Below are 21323 nucleotides of genomic sequence, written 5' to 3' on the forward strand. Positions count from 1 at the left end.
GTTATTAGTAATTAACAAAATAAGTATTTTTAATTATTAAAAGTAACTATTAATTTAGTAATTACAAATCAGCAACATAATACTGTCAAATATGTCACAACATTTTTCTTACGGAGAAGATTATCTTACCGCTGGAATGGCCATAAAAATAGCTCAAGGAGAAATTAAAGGCATCATCTCTGAAGCCACTAGAAATAAAATTCAAAAAAACCGCCAAGTAGTTGATAATATTGTCGAAAAAGGACAACCAGTGTATGGGATCAATACAGGTTTTGGACCATTATGCACAACAAAAATCACGAAAGAAGAAACAAAAATTTTACAAAGTAACATTTTACAAAGCCATAGTGTTGGTGTAGGAGAACCTATCGACCGTCAAATTGCAAAGTTGATGATGATTTTAAAAATACAGTCATTGGCCAAAGGGCATTCTGGTATAGCAGTAAAAACTATTGAAAGAATATTATGGCACATAGAAAATGATGCTATACCGATAGTACCTTGTCAGGGATCTGTAGGTGCTTCTGGAGATTTAGCCCCGCTGTCCCATTTATTTTTACCTCTAATCGGATTAGGAAAAGTCATATATCAACAAAAAACAATAACCACAAAAGAATTATTTAAACATACCGGGTTAACTCCCGTTGATTTAGGTCCAAAAGAAGGTCTTGCCTTAATTAACGGAACACAATTTATTGCTGCACATGCCGTACAAGTTCTATCAAAACTTCACAATTGTCTTTCGCATGCAGATATTATTGGTGCAATGATGATTGAAGGACTACAAGGATCGGTTAAACCTTTTTACAAAGAGCTACATCAATTACGCCCTTTTAAAGGAAATATTCATACAGCAACCAGGGTAAAATCTTTATTAAAAGGTTCAGAAATCATGGAAGATCATATTGATTGCGATAGAGTTCAGGATCCATACTCCCTGCGTTGTATCCCTCAAGTTCATGGTGCTTCAAGAAATGCGTGGCTACATCTCAAAGAGTTACTTGAAATAGAACTCAACTCTGTTACAGATAACCCAATCATTATAGATGAAAACCTTACCATTAGTGGGGGTAGTTTTCATGGACAACCACTAGCAATGGCATTAGATTATGCATGCTTAGCCGCTTCAGAAATCGGTAATATTTCAGATCGTAGAATATATCTTGCACTAGAAGGAAACTCACCGGGAGTACCAAAACTACTTATGGAGGATACAGGAATCAATTCTGGCTATATGATTCTTCAATACACAACGGCGGCATTAGCAAGTGAAAATAAAGGGCTATGTTTTCCATCAAGCGCAGATAGTATCCCAACATCTCTAGGGCAAGAAGATCATGTAAGCATGGGATCTATCGGTGGAAGAAAAGCATTAAGAGTACTTGAAAATGTAGAAAAAATCCTAGCCATTGAGCTACTAACCGCTACCCAAGCTTTTGAATTTAGAAAACCTCTAAAATCGGGAAAAATCCTTGACGAAATTCATAAATATGTAAGAACAGTAGTACCTTTTGCAGATAAGGACCGTGTGTTTGCAGATGATATTGAAAAAGGAATTGAGATGATTAAAGACAATACCATAATACATATTACTGATAAAATCTCTAAAAGGGAAAAATTATCATTGGAAACCCAGTATTCTAATGAATTTGAGGTATATTAATTAGATAAATATGTTTAGGAAAACTGTAAAGTAGCATTATGAAGAAATACAAATTAATTGGTCCGTTTTCTCAACTTATAAGTCTGGAAGAGATAGCCACAAAAGGTCCTATCAAGGATGAAGAATTATCTATCCAGAACAATGTAGGAATACTTATTGAAAATGAGAAAATCTATAGCATAGGTGATTATACTGAAATTAAAAAAGAGGCGGCTTCATTAGATGCCGAAATTATCGAATTACAAGCCAATTATGTATGTACTCCTGGATTTGTAGACGCGCATACGCATATTTGCTTTTCGGGATCAAGAGCAAGAGATTATGCTATGCGAAATGGTGGTAAATCGTATTTAGAGATTGCCGAAGCCGGAGGCGGAATTTGGGATACAGTAACACAAACCAGGAAAGCAACACAACAAGAACTTACTTACGGTATTCTGAAACGAGCAAATACACTCTTGAAAAGTGGAATTACCACTATAGAAGTAAAAAGTGGATATGGACTATCTGTTTCTGAAGAATTAAAAATGCTACGTGCTATAAAAAGTGCTAATCAAAACCTGGAAGCTGATCTTATTCCTACCTGTCTGGCCGCACATATGCTACCCAAAGATTTTGATGGAAATCATGAAACATATCTTGACACCATAAGCAATACGCTTTTCCCTATCCTAAAAGAAGAGAATCTTACCAACAGAATCGATGCTTTTATTGAAAAAAGCGCTTTTCTTCCATCAGACATTTACCTGTATTTTAGGAAAGCTAAAGCAATGGGGTTTGATATTACAGTTCATGCAGACCAGTTTAGCACAGGAGGTAGTGAAGTTGCTGTACAAATGAATGCAATTAGTGCAGATCATCTTGAAGCAAGCACCGAAGACGAAATAGCTTTATTGAGTAATAGCAATGTAGTTTCAGTAGCTTTACCAGGTGCTTCTATTGGATTAGGATGCGATTTTACTCCTGCTCGAAAACTATTGGATGCAGGAGGTGCCCTTGCCATTGCTAGCGACTGGAACCCAGGGTCAGCACCTATGGGAGACCTATTAACTCAAGCATGCATTTTAGGTACATTCCAAAAATTATCCAATGCAGAAGTCTTGGCAGGAATCACATGTAGAGCATCAGCTGCCCTGAATCTTAATGACCGTGGACGATTAGTAACCGGTATGTTAGCCGATTTTAATCTGTTTCGTACAAATCATTTTAACGAAATATTCTATCATCAAGGAAAAATGACTCCTTCTCAAGTATGGAAACGAGGAGATATTGTGTATTCTGATCATAATTAAACAACAATGAACTTCAAAGAAAAAATACTTCAGGGCATACCTCAAACATTACCATCAAAAAAAGAGTTGGATGCTACCATTAGTCGTGCTCCAAAGCGAAAACAAATCTTATCGATAGAGGAAAAAAAATTGGCTCTTCGTAATGCGTTGAGATATTTCCCAAAACCATGGCACGATGAGCTTGCTTTAGAGTTCTTAGAAGAACTTAATGAATATGGCCGTATTTATATGTATCGCTTTATACCAGAATATGATATATATGCCCGCCCTATTGATGAATATCCTGCCAAAACCAAACAAGCAGCCGGTCTTATGTTAATGATTCAAAATAACCTGGACCCCGAAGTAGCTCAACATCCTTATGAGTTAATTACGTATGGAGGGAATGGTGCCGTTTTTCAAAATTGGGCACAATATCTTATTACAATGCAGTATTTAGCAACAATAACCGATGAGCAAACCTTGCATATGTACTCTGGACACCCTATGGGATTATTCCCATCTTCAAAAGATGCGCCTAGAGTAGTGGTTACTAATGGAATGATGATACCTAATTACTCTAAACCTGATGATTGGGAAAAATATAATGCATTGGGCGTTACTCAGTATGGTCAAATGACAGCAGGAAGTTATATGTATATTGGTCCACAAGGTATTGTTCATGGTACAACCATTACGGTAATGAACGCTTTTAGAAAAACGTTGAAATCAAATGAAATTCCGGCTGGTAAGATTTTTTTAACGGCAGGATTAGGTGGAATGAGCGGAGCACAACCAAAAGCAGGCACTATAGCCGGATGCATAACAATTTGTGCCGAAATCAATTCGCAAGCCGCCATTAAACGTTATGATCAAGGTTGGGTAGATGAAATTCTTGATAATCTTACAGATTTAGTAGACAGAACCCAAAAAGCAGTTAAAAACAATGAGGTTGTATCTATTGCCTATCAAGGTAACATTGTAGACGTTTGGGAACGATTCTATGACGAAAACATACATATAGAACTAGGGTCTGATCAAACATCATTACATAATCCATGGTCTGGCGGATATTATCCCGTTGGGCTTAGTTATGAAGAATCCAATGCAATGATTGCAAACAACCCGAAACAGTTTAAAACTAAAGTTCAGGAATCATTACGAAGGCATGCAGCCGCAATTAATAAACATACAGAAAGAGGTACTTACTTTTTTGACTATGGAAATGCATTTTTACTTGAGGCTTCACGAGCGGGTGCAGATATAATGGCTAAAAATGGCATTGATTTTAAATACCCATCATACGTGCAGGATATTCTTGGACCTATGTGTTTCGATTACGGATTTGGACCATTTAGATGGGTTTGTACTTCAGGGAACCCCGAAGACTTAGACAAAACCGATCAAATTGCTTTAGAAGTAATGAAAGTAATTAAAAAAGCTTCTCCAAAAGAAATTCAACAACAGATGCAGGATAACATTACTTGGATACAGGAAGCTAAACAAAATAAACTCGTAGTAGGCTCGCAGGCAAGAATTTTATATGCCGATGCCGAAGGGAGAATAAAAATTGCTCAAGCCTTTAACGAGGCCATCAAAAATGGAAAAATTACTTCGCCAATAGTTTTAGGAAGAGATCATCATGATGTAAGTGGTACAGATTCGCCTTATAGAGAAACTAGCAATATCTATGATGGCAGCAAGTTTACTGCCGATATGGCCATTCACAATGTTATTGGAGATAGTTTTAGAGGAGCAACCTGGGTATCAATACACAATGGTGGCGGTGTTGGTTGGGGAGAAGTAATAAATGGAGGTTTCGGACTTGTTCTAGATGGATCTAATGAAGCCGCACAAAGATTACAACGTATGCTCTTTTATGATGTAAATAATGGTATATCCAGAAGAAGCTGGGCCAGAAATAAAGAAGCGTTATTTGCCATTCAAAGAGAAATGGAGCGCACTCCGGATCTAAAAGTTACTTTGCCAAACTTGGTCGAAGAGAACATAATCAATAAAAATTTTAAGAGTTAATATATAGTATATAAAATCATGAAATATTACATGCAGCCGAATAAGGACCTCTGGACTGGTCGTTCATCGAATGATCAATTGTATCTGCATGAAAAGATTATTTGTCATGATCTAAAAAGGGATGCCTTTCCTGACACCAATAAGAAGTCTTTTGCTTTGTTAGGGTATGCCTGCGACGAAGGTGTGCGTAGGAATCATGGTCGTATTGGTGCAAAAGAAGGCCCCGATGTCATTCGAAAAATGTTAGCTCCATTATCAAATCATTTTTCTGATGATTTAACCATTTTAGATATTGGAAATATTACATGCCCAACAGGAAATCTTGAAGAAACACAACTCGAAACTTCAAACTGCATTGCTACGATTTTAAAGAATCAAATATTTCCCATTGTTGTAGGTGGAGGTCATGACCTTGCCTATGCCCATTATAATGGAATTAAAAAGCAATTTCCAGAAAAAAGAATTGGGATTATTAATTTTGATGCGCATTTTGATCTTAGAGTAGTAAAAGATCAAGGAAACTCTGGCACTCCTTTTTATCAAATTGCTAAAGAAAATAATATATTCGAATACCTATGTCTTGGTATTCAAAAAGAAGCAAATAATAGAGAGTTATTTGAAACTGCAAACAAATTAAATGTTAACTATCTTTTTAATACCGAGTTTACTCTTCTAAATAAGGATGAAATCACTAAAGCTGTTGATACTTTAATAGATTCTGTAGATCTTGTTTATCTTACCATCGATATTGATGGATTCTCTTCTGCATATGCTCCGGGGGTAAGTGCTCCTTCTCCAGTAGGTTTTTCTTTGAACATAGCACTAGAAACCATTCAAAAGATTTGTCATTCTAAAAAGTTATTAAGTGTTGACTTAGTAGAATTCAATCCTAAATATGATATTGATCACTGTACCGCAAGGTTAGCTTCCAGATTAATTTATAGTATCCTACAAGAACTACAAAGCATATAACAAAACCTTTTAAAGAACACTTTTCTAAACGTTTGTATAACCACTACATACAAAGAGGGAGTTTTATTTCTCTATTTAATGCTATCAAGCTCTTGCCAAGAAGTTAAAGAAAAATCTCCGATTCACTTTTTAAAAATAAAGAAGGGATTACCAAAAAATAATCCCTCGTATTGATTTAAAAAACAAATAGCCAATATTTGTTATATCTCTATTACTACTTACGAATCGCATAACTTGAAGCTTCTGGGAGTTCACTTAAAAATTTAACTATACTATTAAAGTTTAAATAATTCATGATTGTGTGATTTAAGGTTATTTGATACTAAAGTAGCTAGTTATCAACATAAAACCAAATAAAATGTTTATTATTTGTTAATAATTTGTTGAAATAAATAAAAATAACGATCAAATACACCAATAGTGGTATTATTAATATTTTAAGTAATCCAAAACCTACTTTAATTGTTAATAACTATGTTGATAACTCAAAAAAGAGTCATGAAGCAGTAAAGTAGAACTACATTCACAGCAACATAAAACACTAACAATCAAACAAAAAGAAACTAAAACGGTTATTATCAAAATATTGTCGATCATCAACCACTGAATCTAATTCAATTAAAATGTATATGGCTAATACCAAAAATTAGCAATAATGATCAATTCAATCTTTTACCTAAATTGCACCTATGAAATCTGCCTCAGTAATAGAAATTAAAACAGAACTATCGGACCATTCTCATCAAGAACTTGTAGAGTTATGCCTAAGGCTATCCCGATTTAAAAAAGAAAATAAAGAGTTACTCTCATACTTGTTATTTGAATCCTCTGATGAAGATGGCTATATAACGAGCGTTAAAAGTGAAGTTGATGAAGAATTTGATATCATCAATACCAAATCCTATCATTATATTAAAAAAAGTGTGCGTAAAATACTTCGTACAATCAAGAAATATATACGATACTCAAAAAACAAGGAAACCGAAATTGAGCTACTTCTCTATTTTTGCCAAAAGTTGATCGATTTTCAGCCGTATATAAAAAGAAATGCTGTATTGCAAACTATAGCCCGAAGGGAACTTGCAGTTATCAAAAAGAAGCTACCTCTGTTTCATGAAGATTTACAATACGATTATAACATAGAGTTAGAAGCTCTATTATCCAAAATATAAATCAAAAAGAAAACCAAAGAATAATTTATTCATTTGGTATACGTTCATCTATTAATTTAAGAGGAGCGTCACCCATAAGCTCAATCATATCCAAGATATCTCGTATACTCTGTTCTTCTTCCATTTGCTCTTCGACAAACCATTGAAGGAAATTCTCGACTCCAAAATCATTAACTTTTCTACACTTTGCAACAATTTTATAAATTGACTGTGTTACTGAAATTTCTTGTTGTAGTGCCAATTCAAAGACTTCTGTAAGTGATGCGTACTCATGAGGTATTTTAGTAACATCCGGAGAATAAGCTGCACCACCACAATCATTGATAAATTTGAAAATCTTCATCATATGCTCTCTTTCTTCTAAAGATTGCTTGTAAAAAAAAGAAGCGCTTCTCGGTAGTCCCTTTTGATCACACCATGAAGCCATTGCCAAATATACTGATGAAGAGTGCTGTTCTTTAGCTATTTGTTGGTTAAGCATATCCATAACCTCCAAATTCATACTAATTTTTTGTCTTGCAATATTTTCCATAGCGTGAGTTTTTTAATTCTAACTATAAAATTAAGGAAAAGAAAGCGTTAAAAAAGGTAGTATTTTAATTTATAGTAAGTCTAAATCTAAGCAAATTAAATAGCTAGGACGCTATTTAATTCCATCATAGCAAAAGTACCCTGAATCAATTCTGCAAAATCTAAAACCTGAAGTGTATCTAACAAAACCACATGCTCTTTATCACAGAAAGTCAATAACGTTACATCAGCATGATTTAGCATATATTCTAGGTTGTCATGCGATGATAATTGTTTTGCCTTATAGCGTAAACTAAGGAGTTGGCAAAAAGAAAGCTTTACCATTTTATGGCCAAAATCAAGGTAAAAACACCTATCTTCAGTAGATTGATAAGAAGCGTAATATTTTGAAGCAAAAAGTAAATTCATATTCCGGGCACGAAACTAATTCTTATTTAGATTTAATCCAAATATTAAGTCGATTTTTTTGATTAACACTTACACTAAGAGAAGCATTCATTAAAAAAACTACCCTTCAAACATCAAGGATACAAACTCTGCCACACAAGCCGGTTTTTCAATACCTTCAATTTCAAGAGTACAATCCCACGTGATTTTCAAACCATTGTCTGCATACTCTTCTATCTTGGTAACGCTACTGTGCAGCCGTAAACGACTATCCACCATAACCGGGTGTGGAAAACGCACTTTATTAAGTCCATAATTAAATCCCATAACCGCACTTTCAACAGTTATGAGATCCATTAGCATTTTTGAAAGCAACGAAATTGACAAAAAGCCGTGTGCAATAGTTTTTTTAAAAGGAGATTCCTTCCTCGCACGTTCTACATCTACATGAACCCACTGAAAATCCTGTGTTACGTCTGCAAAAGTATTGATCATGTCTTGAGTTATCATTATCCAGTCTCCAACAGGCAATTGCTCACCTTCCAATTTTCTAAATGCTTCAAAATCTTTATAAACAAGTTGATTCATAATGTTATTTATCTTGAGATACCTCCATCTATAGTTAAACAAATCCCTGATACATATGAAGCCTCGTCTGAAGCTAAATACAAATATCCATAAGCAATATCTTTTGGTAAAGCAGCTTTTTGCAACGGTATTTGTTTTTCAATCCCAGCTAGATGTTCCTTCGGAATTTGATCAGTCATTTCGGTAAGAGTAAAGCCAGGAGCCAATGCGTTAGCAGTAATGCCGTATTTACCTAGCTCCATAGTCCAGGTTTTTGACATTGCAATCACACCTGCTTTTGTTGCCGCATAATTGGTTTGACCAAAATTCCCGCGTAATCCAACATTAGATGCCGCAGAAACAATACGTCCGTAACCAGCTTCTTTCATATATTTTGAAACTATTTGAGTGCACAAAAACACGCCTTTAAGATTTACATCAATTACGGCATCCCATTCTGATTCACTCATTTTATGTAACGTTCGATCTTTTGTAATACCTGCATTATTAATCAAAATATCAATCTTACCATATTTCTTATGAATTCTTTCTGCTTCAACCTCAATAGCTTCTTTATTAGTGACAGAAATTTTGGTAAACTCTGCACTATTTCCAGTTTTTACAATATTTTTAGCCGTATTATCACCATCATCCAAGAGATCCCAAATGATCACGGTCGCCCCTTCTTCGGCAAATAACTCTGAAACTGCTTTTCCTATTCCTCTGGCTCCACCAGTAACAATAGCAACTTTATCTTTTAATCTCATTTTTTATGTATGAATTAGTATTAAGAACATTCTATAACAACTTTCCCTCTAACCTTACGTTGTATCATTTCCTGAAGAGCAAGTGATGCATCTTTTAAAGGGTAAATTTTATGAATATGGGGTTTTAGTTTACCTGCACCATACCACTGCATCAGCTCCATTGTATTTTCCATGTTCTTTTTAGGGGTTTTCATGGCAAAACTCCCCCAAAATACGCCTACAATAGCACAACCCTTAAGTAAAGCCAGGTTAAGAGGAATTTTAGGGATCTCACCGGTTGCAAAACCAACAACCAAATAGCGACCTTCCCAGGCCATACCTCGAATAGCGGCTTCAGAGTAAGCACCACCAACAGGATCATAGACCATATCTACTCCTTTACCATTGGTTAGTTCTTTGATTCTTGATTTTAAATCTTCTTCGGTATAATTAATAATTTCATCAGCACCAAAAGCTTTACATAATTCTAGTTTTTCATTTGTTGAAGCTGCAGCAATAACTTTTGCTCCCATAAGTTTTCCTAACTCAACAGCTGCTAAACCAACCCCTCCTGAAGCTCCCAGGACCAGCAGGGTTTCTCCTTCTTTTAGTTTACCTCTGTCTTTTAATGCGTGGTAAGATGTCCCGTATGCCATCATAAAGGAAGCAGCAACAGGAAAATTCATCATGGGTGGTTTTTTAAAACATGCATTACCAGGCACAATGACCTCTTCGGCATATCCCCCATGCATGACAAATCCAAAAACCTCATCCCCTGGTTTAAGATGAGAAATTTCTGTTCCAACTTCTTTAACTACTCCAGCAATATCACTTCCTGGTGTAAAGGGTAAATCTGGTTTAAACTGATACAATCCTTGAATAATCAATGTATCTGGAAAATTTACCCCACAGGCTTTTACTGACACCACAACTTCTTTAGCCTTAGGCCTGAGACTATCTAACTCTTCAAGTATTAAATCGGAAGGTGGACCAAATTTTTTACAAACTATTGCTTTCATCTTGTGCTAGTAAGTTTTATGTTTTTTATTCTTCAATAACTTTTAATACTAACTTCCCCATTTTTTCTCCTGAAAACAATCGTAAAAATGTTTCATGAAAGTTTTCTATACCATCATAAATATCTTCTTTACTTTTTAATTTTCCTTGGGCCATCCAGCCTCCCATTTCCATGGCGGCTTTTCCGTAATCCTTAGCATAATCCATTACTACCATTCCTTGCATTGTAGCCCTGTTCACTAATAACGACAAATAATTACTAGGGCCCTTTATGGCAACTTTATTATTATACTGAGAAATCGCACCACACACCACAATACGGGCATGCATTCTTAATCTAGCCAAGGCAGCATCAAGAATCTCTCCTCCTACGTTGTCAAAATACACATCAATGCCTTTAGGGCATTCTCTTTTAAGTCCTGCATGAATATTTTCTGCCTTATAATCTATTGCCCCATCATAACCCAGTTCATCTATCAAGTATTTGCATTTTTTTTCGCCACCTGCAATGCCCACGACACGACACCCTTTGATTTTAGCGATTTGCCCAACAACACTTCCTACTGCTCCGGCTGCACCTGATACGAGAACTGTATCTCCTTCTTTTATTTTTCCTACCTCCAGGATACCAAAATACGCAGTCATTCCAGGCATTCCTAATGTTCCTATATACATAGGTAAAGGAGCTAAGTTTGGATCTACCTTATACCAGTTATCACCATTGGTTACACTATACTGTTGAACGCCTCCCCAGCCTGTTAAATAGTCTCCTTCTTTAAATTTTGGATGATTATTTGATTTAATTACTTTTCCTACCGATCCAGCTCGCATAACATCATCAATCTGCACAGGTTCTATATATGATTTACCTTCATTCATCCAACCTCTCATTGCGGGATCTAATGATATATAATGTTGCTGAATAAGAACTTCTCCTTCACCAGGTTCTGGAATTGGATTAGATTGTAGCTCCCATGTATCTTGCTCAGGAAGACCAAGAGGTCGTTTCTTAAATATTAGTTGCTTGTTCATTGGTATACTGTTTTAATGTATTAGTCTATTTTTTATGTTTCTTATAATGATGTTCCACCATCTAGTGTTATGGTTTGCCCAGTTATAAACTTGGTATTTTCAGAAGCAAGCCATACCACTGCCTCAGCAATTTCTTCAGCTAGACCATAGCGTTTCATTGGAATCACGCTTTTCAACATTTGATCCATATCTGGCCTTACAGATAAGAGTTTATCTAGCAAAGCAGATTCTGTATACCCCGGACAAACTGCATTAATTCGAATATTTTTAGTGGCGTATTCTAAAGCAGCAGACTTCGTCATACCAACCACAGCAAACTTGCTTGCACTATAAGACAGGTTGTTTAATGATGCTTTTAAACCTGCTAATGATGCAATATTCACTATGTTTCCTCCTCCTTGTTTCATCATTTGCTGCAGTGCCAGTTTCATACAATAGAAAACTCCAGTTTGATTTACTGCGATAACACTATCCCAATCTTCTAAAGTATACTCTCCTGTTTTAGCCATGTTTTTTGGCCCGATTCCAGCATTATTAACAATAACATCTAATCGCCCAAATTGTTCAACTGTTTTAATAATTAGCTGCTCAACCTCATCAAACTTAGCAACGTTAGCTGTAATTACAACACTTTCGCCGCCATTCGCTTTAATATCATCTACAATTTTTTGTGCTTTCTCTTTTTTGATATCAGATACCACAACTTTTGCCTGATGTTTTGCAAAATGCTTAGCGGTAGCGGCTCCAATCCCTGAGCCAGCACCGGTTACTATCACTATTTTATCTTTTACTTGCATATATTTAAGTTTTACTTGGCTTTACATAGTATTAATCTTGAATCTTCTAATGCCTGACTTCTCATATCTGATGGATATCCTTTTGCTGTAATCATTTTTAGGAAATCTTCTTTAGTGGCATATTCAACGATGAGTATTTTATCCCATTCTAAACCATCGCTTGGACCTATAAGACCAAACACAGGTTTTCCTTGATAAATAATTTTAGCTTTCGATTCTTGAAAAAATGGAGCTACCGCTTGCATGTACAACGCATAGGCTTCTGCCCCACTAGTCCCTGTTTTTTCAACCTTCTTCTTAAATTTAAGAAGGTTCAGCATTTGAAAAGGGCCTTTTTCGGGCAAATTCGTGAACTCATGAAATTGCTCTGGGGTAACTCCTATATACTTATGATTCATGTGTAATTTTATTATATTAATTCGTTCTTATAATTTCACAACATTTGAGCCTTTTGACATACTAATTATTTCAGGGTAATGTTCTTTCATATTATTCAGCATAAAATCAACAGGAACATCTTCAAAATGCCCGTAATCTTCCAAATATTCCATAAAAGCGTTTCCTTCATTATTAAATTCATGTAGAATAGAATCATTTTCTCCATCAAATTCTAAAGGCGCTACATTACACATTTTACATAAAGACTCGTTAAAAGCAGGTGATGCTTTAAGCCATTTTCCTTCTAAATACACATTAATCATCCCATGTGGAGTGAGCTCATTAGTTCCAAATTTTTCTATTAATCTTTCTACGGCAATATGGTTTTTGACCTTAGCTAAATGAATTCTAGCAGGTATACCCACAGCTCGTAAACAAGCAATTAAAAGAATTGATTTATCAACACAGTGACCTGTCGATTTTTTTGCAACATAACTTGCTTTGTAAGCTTCTTTTAAAAGACTTATGGTATAGGGGTCATATTTCCATTCATCTCTGATTTTAAGATATAATTGCTTCGCTTTTTCTTTATTGGTAAGCTTGTCGGTCTTATATTCTTTTACAATTTTCTGAATCTCATCCGTATCATAATCAAAATACTCTGTAGCGGCTAAATAATCCATCTTATTAATTTTAATGTAATTCTAAAAAAGCTCTACAAGTATATCTCATAAGCTTCTCAATCTATATCAATCTATTTTATTTTTTTGAATCGCTTGCAACGCTAAATTGCAAAGTAGCTCTGCTGCTTTATTTAGTTGTGCAAATCGAGGGTCTGTTGTAAGTCCTTTACTATACCTATAATAAATTTGTTGCGCAATTACAGCTATTTTAAATAAACCAAAGGCATAATAGAATACCAGATGCTTTACTTCTTTTCCACTTTTTTGAGTGTATAATTCAACGATCTCACTTCTACTTGGATTACCATCCATTATTGTAGGTGAAGGAATCCCTTGTTGCACAAAGGGGTGATCGCTCGCCATAGTCCAGTACCCAAGAGAAGTACCTAAATCCATCAAGGGGTCACCAAGTGTTGCCATTTCCCAATCCAACACAGCAATAACCTCTTTCCAACTATCATCTTTAAATACAACATTATCATATTTAAAATCATTATGAACCAAGCTATACCTATATTCTTTGGGTTGATTCTCCTCCATCCATCGCATTACTTTTTCAGCTGCCGGAACATCTTCTGTAGCAGCTTTTAAATATTGTTTTCCCCAATTAAGCACTTGCCTTTGGACATATCCTTCGGGTTTTCCTAAATCTGCTAATCCGGCTACTTTATAATCTATATTATGAAGTTCTACAAAAGTATCCAACCATGAGTTGGCAATAGTTTTAAAATCATTTGCAGGAATGTTTCTTTTTTTAGCTTCATGTACATTAAGAATGATCCCATCCACCTTTTCCATGATATAAAACTGGCAACCTAAAACACTTTCATCCTCAGTAAACGCATGCATTTTAGGCACCTTAGGAAAAGTCTTATATATTCCCGACTGAACCTTAAACTCACGTCCCATATCATGACCTCTTTTTATGGCTCCAAAAGGTGGTCGACGTAATACATATTCCTTATCTTCTATTTGTAATAAATATGTTAGGTTAGAGTATCCATGGGTATACTGGGTAACTTGCCAATCACTTTCATTAGTATTAATAAGTCCCTCTTTTTGAAGAAAGGCTTTTAGCGTTTTTTCGTTTAGTTCTTCGCCTTTACGTACGTTTTGCATTGTATTATATTGATTAGAAAATCTATGATACGTTTAAATCAACAATTAAGTCGTATCTATATTTTATTTTTAGCGTATGTATTAATTACACTTTTTCCTAGTTGATACATATGCACCTCATCAGGTCCATCGGCCAAACGAAGCATCCGTGCAGCAACAAAAAAGTGTGCCAGTGGTGTATCTGGCCCTACTCCTTTTCCTCCATGAATCTGCATGGCTCTATCAATCACATTCAAAGCCATATTAGGGGCAACAATTTTGATCATTGCTATTAAATCTTTTGAAGTTTTATTCCCTTCTTTGTCCATTTTATCAGCTGCAGAAAGTGTTAACAATCTAGCTTGTTCGATTTCACATCGGGATTGGGCTATTTCTTGACGTATACTACTAAAATCTTTAAATGTTTTGCCAAAAGCGATACGTTCTGAAGCTCTTTGCGACATCAATTCTAGTGATCGTTGAGCCATACCAATTAATCGCATACAATGATGAATACGCCCAGGACCTAAACGCCCTTGCGCAATTTCAAAGCCTCGACCTTCACCTAAAATTAGGTTTTCTTTTGGAACACGAACATTTTCTAATACAATTTCAGCATGACCTTCTGGAGAGTCATAAAAACCAAAGACAGATAATGGTCTTATAATCTTTACTCCAGGTGTATCCATAGGTACCAAAATCATACTTTGCTGTTGATGCCTTGGAGCATTAGGATCCGTTTTCCCCATCACAATAGCGATCTTACAATGTGGATCCATACCACCAGAAGACCACCATTTGCGCCCATTAATGATATAATCATCACCATCCCTGGTGATAGAGGTTTCTATATTTGTAGCATCTGAAGAAGCTACCTGAGGTTCAGTCATTAAAAAAGCCGAACGAATATCACCGTTCATGAGCGGGGTTAGCCACATCTTTTGCTGATCTGGAGAGCCATATTTGGCCAATACTTCCATATTACCAGTATCTGGAGCATTACAATTAAACACCTCTGAAGACCACAATACACGCCCCATTATTTCTGCTAACGGCGCATATTCTAAATTGGTTAATCCGGGACTTAATTCTCCATAATTTTGAGGTAGAAAAAGATTCCATAATCCGGCATCTTTTGCCTTTATTTTTAAATCTTCCATTCCTGGCCATCGTTTCCAACGATTATCAGGATTATAATTAAAAGCGCTCACCTCTTCTTCAATAGGAAGAATATTTTCTTCAAAAAAAGCAGTAAGTTTTTTACGAAGTGAAATCGTTTTTTCTGAGTAATTGAAATTCATGTTAGCAAGTATTAATCAAAGAATTTCCGCAATAGCGAAATACATAAAAAGTAAATTTAACCGGCAATCATATATCCTCCATCGGCATTATACACACCCCCGGTCATATAAGCCCCTGCATCAGAAGCTAAAAGACATACTATTCCTCCCATTTCTTCAGGCATTCCCATTCTGGCACTAGGCAATGTTTTTTCGATTTTATTAAGTAATTGTTCGTTTTGCCAAAGCGCAGCACTAAATTTGGTTTTAATCAACCCAGGACACAATACATTTGCACGAATGCCATATTTGCCCCATTCTTTTGCTTGATTTTTAGTAAGCATTAGTAATGCAGCTTTACTAGTACTATATAGTCCTAACCCAGCTCCCGGATGCAGTGCTTCTACTGAAGCGATATTGATAATACTGCCTCCGCCTCTTTGCTTCATTGAAGGCAATGCTAAATTTGACAACATCCATGGTGCCTTAACATTGACATCCATAATCTTATCAAAAACACCTTCTTCTGCATCTTCTATAGGTCCATAAATTGGATTGATTGCCGCATTATTTACTAATATATCGACACCTCCATAATGTTCAATTGTTTTTTGAATAAGATTTTCTCGTTGTTCTGCTTTTCCAATGTGGCAAGCAATACCGGCAGCTTCCAACCCCTCTTTTTTAAATTCTGTAACAACCTCATCAACTGCTTCCTGACTTCGACTGCTGATTACAACTTTGGCCCCATGTTCTGCCAAACCTTGTGCAATGGCTTTTCCGATTCCTTTACTTGAGCCCGTTACAATGGCTACTTTTCCTTCTAGATTAAAGGATTGTTTAATACTATTCATGTATTGGTTAGTGATTTTATAATTGTAATTAAATAAAAAGCTCTTTTTCTCCGGCTATTGTAAGCACTTCTTCATCCATTAGAATTTCTGCAAGACCAATAGTTTTTGGTAATTCATACTTAAAAAAGAACTTCATGGCATGAATTTTACTTTCATAGAAATCTTCTGAATGTGTTTTCTCTCCTGTAATCAAGGCTCCTTTAGCATGAATAGCAATATCCAACCATACCCAAGCCATGGTAATATTACCGAAGAATTCCATAAACGGTGTTGCATCCGATAAAAATCGCTCATAATCTCCTTTTTGAGCAAAACCAACTAAGAAGCTTATCACTTTTTGAGTTAATTTCAGTTTTTCTCCAAGTTTTCCTGCATATACTCTAAGATCATCATACTTTGAAGCTTCTTGAATAGTTTGCATCACTTCTGCAGTTAAGAGCTCTAAAGCTTTACCATTTTCCATTAGCAATTTCCTCCCCAGTAGATCTTGAGATTGTATCCCAGTTGTCCCTTCATAAATTGGAAAAATACGAATATCTCTATGGTATTGTTGTAAAATAAAGTCTGTACAGAACCCATATCCACCTAAGACTTGTAACCCATTAGAAACTGCTTGTGCACCCATTTCTGATGGATATGTTTTTACCATTGGAATTATGAGTTCTAGTAGCAAAGCATATTTTTCTTTTTCGGACGGGTCTTGAAGCGTTTCTTTAAGATCATAATACTTTGATGCTAAAAGCACTAAACTTAATGATCCTTCTGATACTACTTTTTGTTGTAACAACATTCTACGTACATCTGGATGATTAATGATCAAAGTTTGACCCGTTTCAAGGTCTTTCTTTCCAGAACTTGTTAGTTTACGTCCTTGTGGACGCTCTTTTGCATATTGCAATGAAGCATGATATGCAGCCGTAGCAATTGCTGCAGCACCTCGCCCAACAGCGATACGAGCTCCATTCATCATTAAGAACATATATTTTAATCCTTGATGTGCTTCACCAACTAACCATCCCTGGCAATCTCCAGCATCACCAAACCCAAGGTGAGTGGTACAATATCCTCTTTGACCTAATTTTTGAAAATCAGCAACTGTAGTTACATCATTTGGGACTAATCCTCCGTTACCATCGGGTCGTTTTTTAGGTACAACAAATAATGAAATCCCTTTCGTACCTGCAGGAGCACCTTCAATTCTAGCTAATACCAGATGCACAAAGTTATCAGCATACTGATGATCCCCACCAGAAATGAATATTTTCTGACCTGAAATTTTATAATGCCCATTATTTGTGGGTACTGCTTTTGTAACAACATCTGATAAGGAACTACCTGCCTGCGGTTCGGTAAGACACATTGTTCCTCCCCAATCGCCAGAAATCATGTTAGGCACATAGGTATCGTTAAGTTCTTTACTCCCAAAATGTACGATCAATTCGGCTGCACCAAGAGTAAGCCCTACATAACCAGGCAAATGATTATTTGCAGCATCTTGAATAAACGCAGAAGCTGTATATGCCATCATGGGCATTTGTAAACCACCTGCATCATAATCAAAAGTACCAGAGATCAATCCCATCTCTCCACCTTTCTTCATTATTACTCCTACTTGTTCATGTACAACTACAGCACCATCTTTGTAATATGCCGGTTTCTCATCCATTTCTTTAACATATGGAAAAAGTTCTCTGTCTGAGAATTCTTTAACAGAATCTAAAAACATGTCTAAAGATGCTGCATCATGATCGGTAAAACGATCTTGCTGTAATATTTCTTCTAATTGGTGTACATCATATAAAAGATACTTTAAAGTCTCAAAATCTATATATTCCTTAGCCATTGTATAACGTTTTAAAAAGTTGGGTATTAATCATACAATAAATTTCGTGAATATTTGACAGATTCTTATTAAACTAGTTTAATAAATATCATATTTTAAATTTCTCTTAACTTTTATTAGAGAATACACTTTATATAATACATTAAAAATCTGATTCTTGGCCTTTATTATTGCACGTAATAAAAGACGACTTCATTAGCCACCCTCGCTTAACCTCTTTCTTATTTTTGAAAGACCAACAGGAGTTAATCCAAGATAAGAAGCTATTAAATATTGTGGTACTCTTTGAAACAATGACGGGCGTTTTTCAAGTAATTGCAGATAACGCTCTTGATTGGACAAATTTCTAAGCTGATTAATCCGTTGAAAATTTATAACAAATGTTCTTTGCATGGATAATCGCCCAAAACGCTCTAGTTGATGTGAATGATCAAATACTTTTTCAACATCTTTTTTAGAAATACTATAAACAGTAGAATCCTCTAATGCTTCTAAATAAGATTCGGATTGAATCTCTTGTATATATGGATATAGGTCGGTAAAAAAATAGCCTTCTGTAAAAAACTCCATAACCTGAGTCGTTCCATTCTCTATTGTATAATATGAAACACAACCTTGTTTCATAAAATAAAAATCACGTATATATTCTCCAGGCTTTAGAAGGTATGTTCCTTTTTTTAAAGTTTTCTTTTTATAAAACTTAAGACCATATTCCATATCCGAATCAGAAACATGGGTAAAGGATCGTATCGTTTTCTTTAAATCTTCCAAAATATGAATCGTATTTTAAACGAAAGAACAAAATATTTTACTATTAACAAAGGTAAATCCTTAGTCTTAAATCATTGTTGCTAACAACGTATTCCTCAAAGAATAGGTTCGTATTTCTACAAACTAGTAAAAATTATGGCATTACAATCGTATATATTTAACTTTTGTTCGTAGCTTTAAGCTACCGCATTGGCAAAACTATAGGTTTATGTCATAACCAAAGTATAAAAATCAACCTATCCAATATAAGATTGGATTTTTATGGACACAATTAACTTTTACCAAATATCAGTTTTCCTATTTCAAGGATTAATAGTCGCTTCATTAATACTGCTGTTATTTCGTTTACGAACAATTATGGGGCTTGGTTTGCTATTTACCTCATTAGGGCTATTCCAATTTATACAAGTTTTTCTTGCGAGTACACTTTATTTTGAAATATCAGAATATCTTGTTGTTTCTCCTGGTTCATCAATTCTGTTTTCAGCAACACTTTTTGCTGTACTCTTAATTTACATTAAGGAAGATGCTATTACGGCCCGAAAATTAATCTATGCTGTAGTTGCCGCAAATATTATTTTATGCTTTTTATTACTTTCTTTTCGTTTAAATATTGAAGGTGCTTATAGTTACAATCCTTTTGATATATCGACCGAGTTCTTTTATACCAATGTAACTGTTCTTTTTGTCGGGACCGCTATTCTTTTTATTGATTCGATATTAATCATATTCATCTTTGAGTTTATTTCAAAACACATTACCAATTTATTTTTAAGAATTTTAATTACCATGATATTGGTTTTAAGTTTTGATGCCATTAGTTTTTCTCTTGGTGCTTTTTGGTATTTTGAAGATATACAACGAGTGCTCTACTCAGGGTTAGTTTCTAAAGTTTGTATTGCCATATTTTATAGTCTTATCTTTACTATTTATCTTAAATTTCTTGAAAAAGAAACATACCAAACCAATTATCTAAGTTTCAAGGATATATATCATTCACTTACGTATAAACAAAAATTTGAAGTAGCCGAAAAAGCTATACAACTTACAGAAAGTAGATATCACACACTTACAAATCTGGTGCCGGTTGGTATTTTTATGACTCGTGCAGATGGCAAAACTACCTTTGTAAATCCTAAATGGTGTTCAATATCGGGATTATCGCAAGAAGAAGCTTTAAATGATGGTTGGTTAAATGCTGTTCATCCTGATGACAGAAAAAAATTAAAGCAAGGATGGTACGAAGATGCAGAAAAAAGAAACGATTCTGATGCCGAATACAGGTTCTTAAAACCAGATGGTTCTATTACCTGGGTTTTGGGGCAAGCTATCCCTGAGTATAATGACAAAAAGCAAGTTATTGGTTATGTTGGTACTATAACGGATATTACAGATATTAAACTTTATGAACAGGAGCTTAATAAGTTAAAAGAAAAAGCTGAAGAAAGCGATCGGCTTAAATCTGCTTTTCTTGCAAACATGAGCCATGAAATTCGCACCCCAATGAATGGAATATTAGGCTTAGCTGAGCTATTAAAAGAACCTAAACTCAGTGGCGATGAACAACAACTATATTTAGACCTTATTAAAGAAAGCGGGGCCCGTATGCTTAATATTATTAAAGATATAATTGACATCTCTAAAATTGAGGCCGATCAAGTAAAAGTTTTTATAAGTGAAGTTGACGTTAATGAACAAACCGAATATTTGTACAATTTCTTTAAACCAGAAACTGATAAAAAAGGAATAACTCTGGAATTACATAATGATCTAAAGAAAGAAAAAGCTATAATTAATACCGATAAAGAAAAATTTAATGCAATACTCACTAATTTGGTTAAAAATGCCATTAAATATACTGAAGAAGGATCTATTGAATTTGGGTACTATCTCAAGAATAATCTCTTAGAATTTTATATCAAAGATACCGGAATGGGAATTGAAAAAAAACGTCAAAAAGCTATTTTTGAACGTTTTGTCCAAGCCGATATTGGTGATCGATATGCTTTAGAAGGTGCTGGTATAGGACTATCAATAGCAAAAGCTTATGTAGAAATGTTACAAGGTGATATTTGGGTAGAAAGTAAAAAAAATAAAGGATCCACATTTTATTTTACTATCCCTTATGTAACCTCAAAAAAATTGAAATATAAAATTTCGAATACATGACACATATTTAAACAAAAAAAAGGAAATCAAATTGATTTCCTTTCCATATATAATTCAA

At 34.9% G+C, this 21323-nt stretch carries 20 protein-coding genes; 6 read left to right on the forward strand and 14 right to left on the reverse strand.

Features of this window, described 5'->3' with window-relative positions:
• Window positions 1–91 precede the first annotated feature (91 nt).
• From hutH to JJQ60_RS06820, 5 genes are all read left to right on the forward strand, one after another.
• The gene (gene hutH, locus JJQ60_RS06800; RefSeq protein WP_201918001.1) at window positions 92–1663 is read left to right on the forward strand and encodes a histidine ammonia-lyase; all 1572 of its coding nucleotides are present in this window, start codon (window positions 92–94) and stop codon (window positions 1661–1663) included.
• A gap of 38 nt (window positions 1664–1701) precedes the next feature.
• Window positions 1702–2955: an imidazolonepropionase gene (gene hutI, locus JJQ60_RS06805; RefSeq protein ID WP_201918003.1), complete on the forward strand. Its 1254-nt coding sequence runs from the start codon at window positions 1702–1704 to the stop codon at window positions 2953–2955.
• A gap of 6 nt (window positions 2956–2961) precedes the next feature.
• A complete protein-coding gene (locus tag JJQ60_RS06810) occupies window positions 2962–4968 on the forward strand; it encodes a urocanate hydratase (protein ID WP_201918005.1) in 2007 nt (668 codons plus the stop codon).
• Window positions 4969–4986: 18 nt separating this feature from the next.
• Window positions 4987–5940, forward strand: a complete 954-nt coding sequence (hutG, locus tag JJQ60_RS06815) for a formimidoylglutamase (protein ID WP_201918007.1) — start codon at window positions 4987–4989, stop codon at window positions 5938–5940.
• Between the two features lie 689 nt (window positions 5941–6629).
• The gene (locus JJQ60_RS06820; RefSeq protein ID WP_201918009.1) at window positions 6630–7112 is read left to right on the forward strand and encodes a hypothetical protein; all 483 of its coding nucleotides are present in this window, start codon (window positions 6630–6632) and stop codon (window positions 7110–7112) included.
• A gap of 25 nt (window positions 7113–7137) precedes the next feature.
• On the opposite strand, the gene JJQ60_RS06825 is transcribed toward JJQ60_RS06820, so the two are convergent.
• The 14 genes from JJQ60_RS06825 to JJQ60_RS06890 form a co-directional block, all read right to left on the reverse strand.
• Window positions 7138–7614: a ferritin gene (locus JJQ60_RS06825; protein ID WP_236669057.1), complete on the reverse strand. Its 477-nt coding sequence runs from the start codon at window positions 7612–7614 to the stop codon at window positions 7138–7140.
• A 125-nt stretch (window positions 7615–7739) separates the two neighbouring features.
• Window positions 7740–8051, reverse strand: coding sequence for a hypothetical protein (locus tag JJQ60_RS06830; RefSeq protein ID WP_201918013.1), 312 nt, complete (start codon window positions 8049–8051; stop codon window positions 7740–7742).
• Window positions 8052–8150: 99 nt separating this feature from the next.
• On the reverse strand, window positions 8151–8618 hold the full coding sequence (locus tag JJQ60_RS06835; protein ID WP_201918015.1) for a MaoC family dehydratase: 468 nt from the start codon (window positions 8616–8618) through the stop codon (window positions 8151–8153).
• An 8-nt stretch (window positions 8619–8626) separates the two neighbouring features.
• Window positions 8627–9364, reverse strand: a complete 738-nt coding sequence (gene fabG / locus JJQ60_RS06840) for a 3-oxoacyl-ACP reductase FabG (protein WP_201918017.1) — start codon at window positions 9362–9364, stop codon at window positions 8627–8629.
• 20 nt (window positions 9365–9384) lie between these two features.
• A complete protein-coding gene (locus JJQ60_RS06845; RefSeq protein WP_201918019.1) occupies window positions 9385–10362 on the reverse strand; it encodes an NADPH:quinone oxidoreductase family protein in 978 nt (325 codons plus the stop codon).
• Between the two features lie 25 nt (window positions 10363–10387).
• Window positions 10388–11392: an NADP-dependent oxidoreductase gene (locus JJQ60_RS06850; RefSeq protein ID WP_201918020.1), complete on the reverse strand. Its 1005-nt coding sequence runs from the start codon at window positions 11390–11392 to the stop codon at window positions 10388–10390.
• Between the two features lie 41 nt (window positions 11393–11433).
• Window positions 11434–12189, reverse strand: coding sequence for an SDR family NAD(P)-dependent oxidoreductase (locus JJQ60_RS06855; protein WP_201918022.1), 756 nt, complete (start codon window positions 12187–12189; stop codon window positions 11434–11436).
• Between the two features lie 11 nt (window positions 12190–12200).
• A complete protein-coding gene (locus tag JJQ60_RS06860) occupies window positions 12201–12587 on the reverse strand; it encodes a hypothetical protein (protein ID WP_201918024.1) in 387 nt (128 codons plus the stop codon).
• A 27-nt stretch (window positions 12588–12614) separates the two neighbouring features.
• Window positions 12615–13250, reverse strand: coding sequence for a transglutaminase-like domain-containing protein (locus tag JJQ60_RS06865; RefSeq protein ID WP_201918026.1), 636 nt, complete (start codon window positions 13248–13250; stop codon window positions 12615–12617).
• Between the two features lie 66 nt (window positions 13251–13316).
• On the reverse strand, window positions 13317–14369 hold the full coding sequence (locus JJQ60_RS06870; RefSeq protein WP_201918028.1) for a phosphotransferase family protein: 1053 nt from the start codon (window positions 14367–14369) through the stop codon (window positions 13317–13319).
• 56 nt (window positions 14370–14425) lie between these two features.
• Window positions 14426–15649: an acyl-CoA dehydrogenase family protein gene (locus JJQ60_RS06875; protein ID WP_201918029.1), complete on the reverse strand. Its 1224-nt coding sequence runs from the start codon at window positions 15647–15649 to the stop codon at window positions 14426–14428.
• 56 nt (window positions 15650–15705) lie between these two features.
• Entirely contained in the window at window positions 15706–16482 is a 777-nt protein-coding gene (locus tag JJQ60_RS06880; RefSeq protein WP_201918031.1) for an SDR family NAD(P)-dependent oxidoreductase, read from the reverse strand.
• 28 nt (window positions 16483–16510) lie between these two features.
• The gene (locus JJQ60_RS06885; protein ID WP_201918033.1) at window positions 16511–18325 is read right to left on the reverse strand and encodes an acyl-CoA dehydrogenase; all 1815 of its coding nucleotides are present in this window, start codon (window positions 18323–18325) and stop codon (window positions 16511–16513) included.
• Window positions 18326–18520: 195 nt separating this feature from the next.
• Window positions 18521–19096: a Crp/Fnr family transcriptional regulator gene (locus JJQ60_RS06890; protein ID WP_201918035.1), complete on the reverse strand. Its 576-nt coding sequence runs from the start codon at window positions 19094–19096 to the stop codon at window positions 18521–18523.
• Window positions 19097–19357: 261 nt separating this feature from the next.
• Between JJQ60_RS06890 and JJQ60_RS06895 the strand changes: the two genes are divergently transcribed.
• Complete coding sequence (locus JJQ60_RS06895) at window positions 19358–21265, forward strand: sensor histidine kinase (protein WP_201918037.1); 1908 nt, start codon at window positions 19358–19360, stop codon at window positions 21263–21265.
• Window positions 21266–21323 lie beyond the last annotated feature (58 nt).

The organism is Aquimarina mytili (assembly GCF_016735115.1).
Lineage (GTDB): Bacteria > Bacteroidota > Bacteroidia > Flavobacteriales > Flavobacteriaceae > Aquimarina > Aquimarina mytili.

Coding starts and splice junctions, on each gene's coding strand:
- hutH (WP_201918001.1), top strand. CDS start 92: ATGTCACAACATTTTTCTTACGGAGAAGATTATCTTACCGCTGGAATG.
- JJQ60_RS06825 (WP_236669057.1), bottom strand. CDS start 7,614: ATGAATTTGGAGGTTATGGATATGCTTAACCAACAAATAGCTAAAGAA.
- JJQ60_RS06895 (WP_201918037.1), top strand. CDS start 19,358: ATGGACACAATTAACTTTTACCAAATATCAGTTTTCCTATTTCAAGGA.
- JJQ60_RS06835 (WP_201918015.1), bottom strand. CDS start 8,618: ATGAATCAACTTGTTTATAAAGATTTTGAAGCATTTAGAAAATTGGAA.
- JJQ60_RS06865 (WP_201918026.1), bottom strand. CDS start 13,250: ATGGATTATTTAGCCGCTACAGAGTATTTTGATTATGATACGGATGAG.
- JJQ60_RS06860 (WP_201918024.1), bottom strand. CDS start 12,587: ATGAATCATAAGTATATAGGAGTTACCCCAGAGCAATTTCATGAGTTC.
- JJQ60_RS06820 (WP_201918009.1), top strand. CDS start 6,630: ATGAAATCTGCCTCAGTAATAGAAATTAAAACAGAACTATCGGACCAT.
- JJQ60_RS06830 (WP_201918013.1), bottom strand. CDS start 8,051: ATGAATTTACTTTTTGCTTCAAAATATTACGCTTCTTATCAATCTACT.
- JJQ60_RS06855 (WP_201918022.1), bottom strand. CDS start 12,189: ATGCAAGTAAAAGATAAAATAGTGATAGTAACCGGTGCTGGCTCAGGG.
- hutG (WP_201918007.1), top strand. CDS start 4,987: ATGAAATATTACATGCAGCCGAATAAGGACCTCTGGACTGGTCGTTCA.
- hutI (WP_201918003.1), top strand. CDS start 1,702: ATGAAGAAATACAAATTAATTGGTCCGTTTTCTCAACTTATAAGTCTG.
- fabG (WP_201918017.1), bottom strand. CDS start 9,364: ATGAGATTAAAAGATAAAGTTGCTATTGTTACTGGTGGAGCCAGAGGA.
- JJQ60_RS06870 (WP_201918028.1), bottom strand. CDS start 14,369: ATGCAAAACGTACGTAAAGGCGAAGAACTAAACGAAAAAACGCTAAAA.
- JJQ60_RS06850 (WP_201918020.1), bottom strand. CDS start 11,392: ATGAACAAGCAACTAATATTTAAGAAACGACCTCTTGGTCTTCCTGAG.
- JJQ60_RS06885 (WP_201918033.1), bottom strand. CDS start 18,325: ATGGCTAAGGAATATATAGATTTTGAGACTTTAAAGTATCTTTTATAT.
- JJQ60_RS06810 (WP_201918005.1), top strand. CDS start 2,962: ATGAACTTCAAAGAAAAAATACTTCAGGGCATACCTCAAACATTACCA.
- JJQ60_RS06880 (WP_201918031.1), bottom strand. CDS start 16,482: ATGAATAGTATTAAACAATCCTTTAATCTAGAAGGAAAAGTAGCCATT.
- JJQ60_RS06875 (WP_201918029.1), bottom strand. CDS start 15,649: ATGAATTTCAATTACTCAGAAAAAACGATTTCACTTCGTAAAAAACTT.
- JJQ60_RS06845 (WP_201918019.1), bottom strand. CDS start 10,362: ATGAAAGCAATAGTTTGTAAAAAATTTGGTCCACCTTCCGATTTAATA.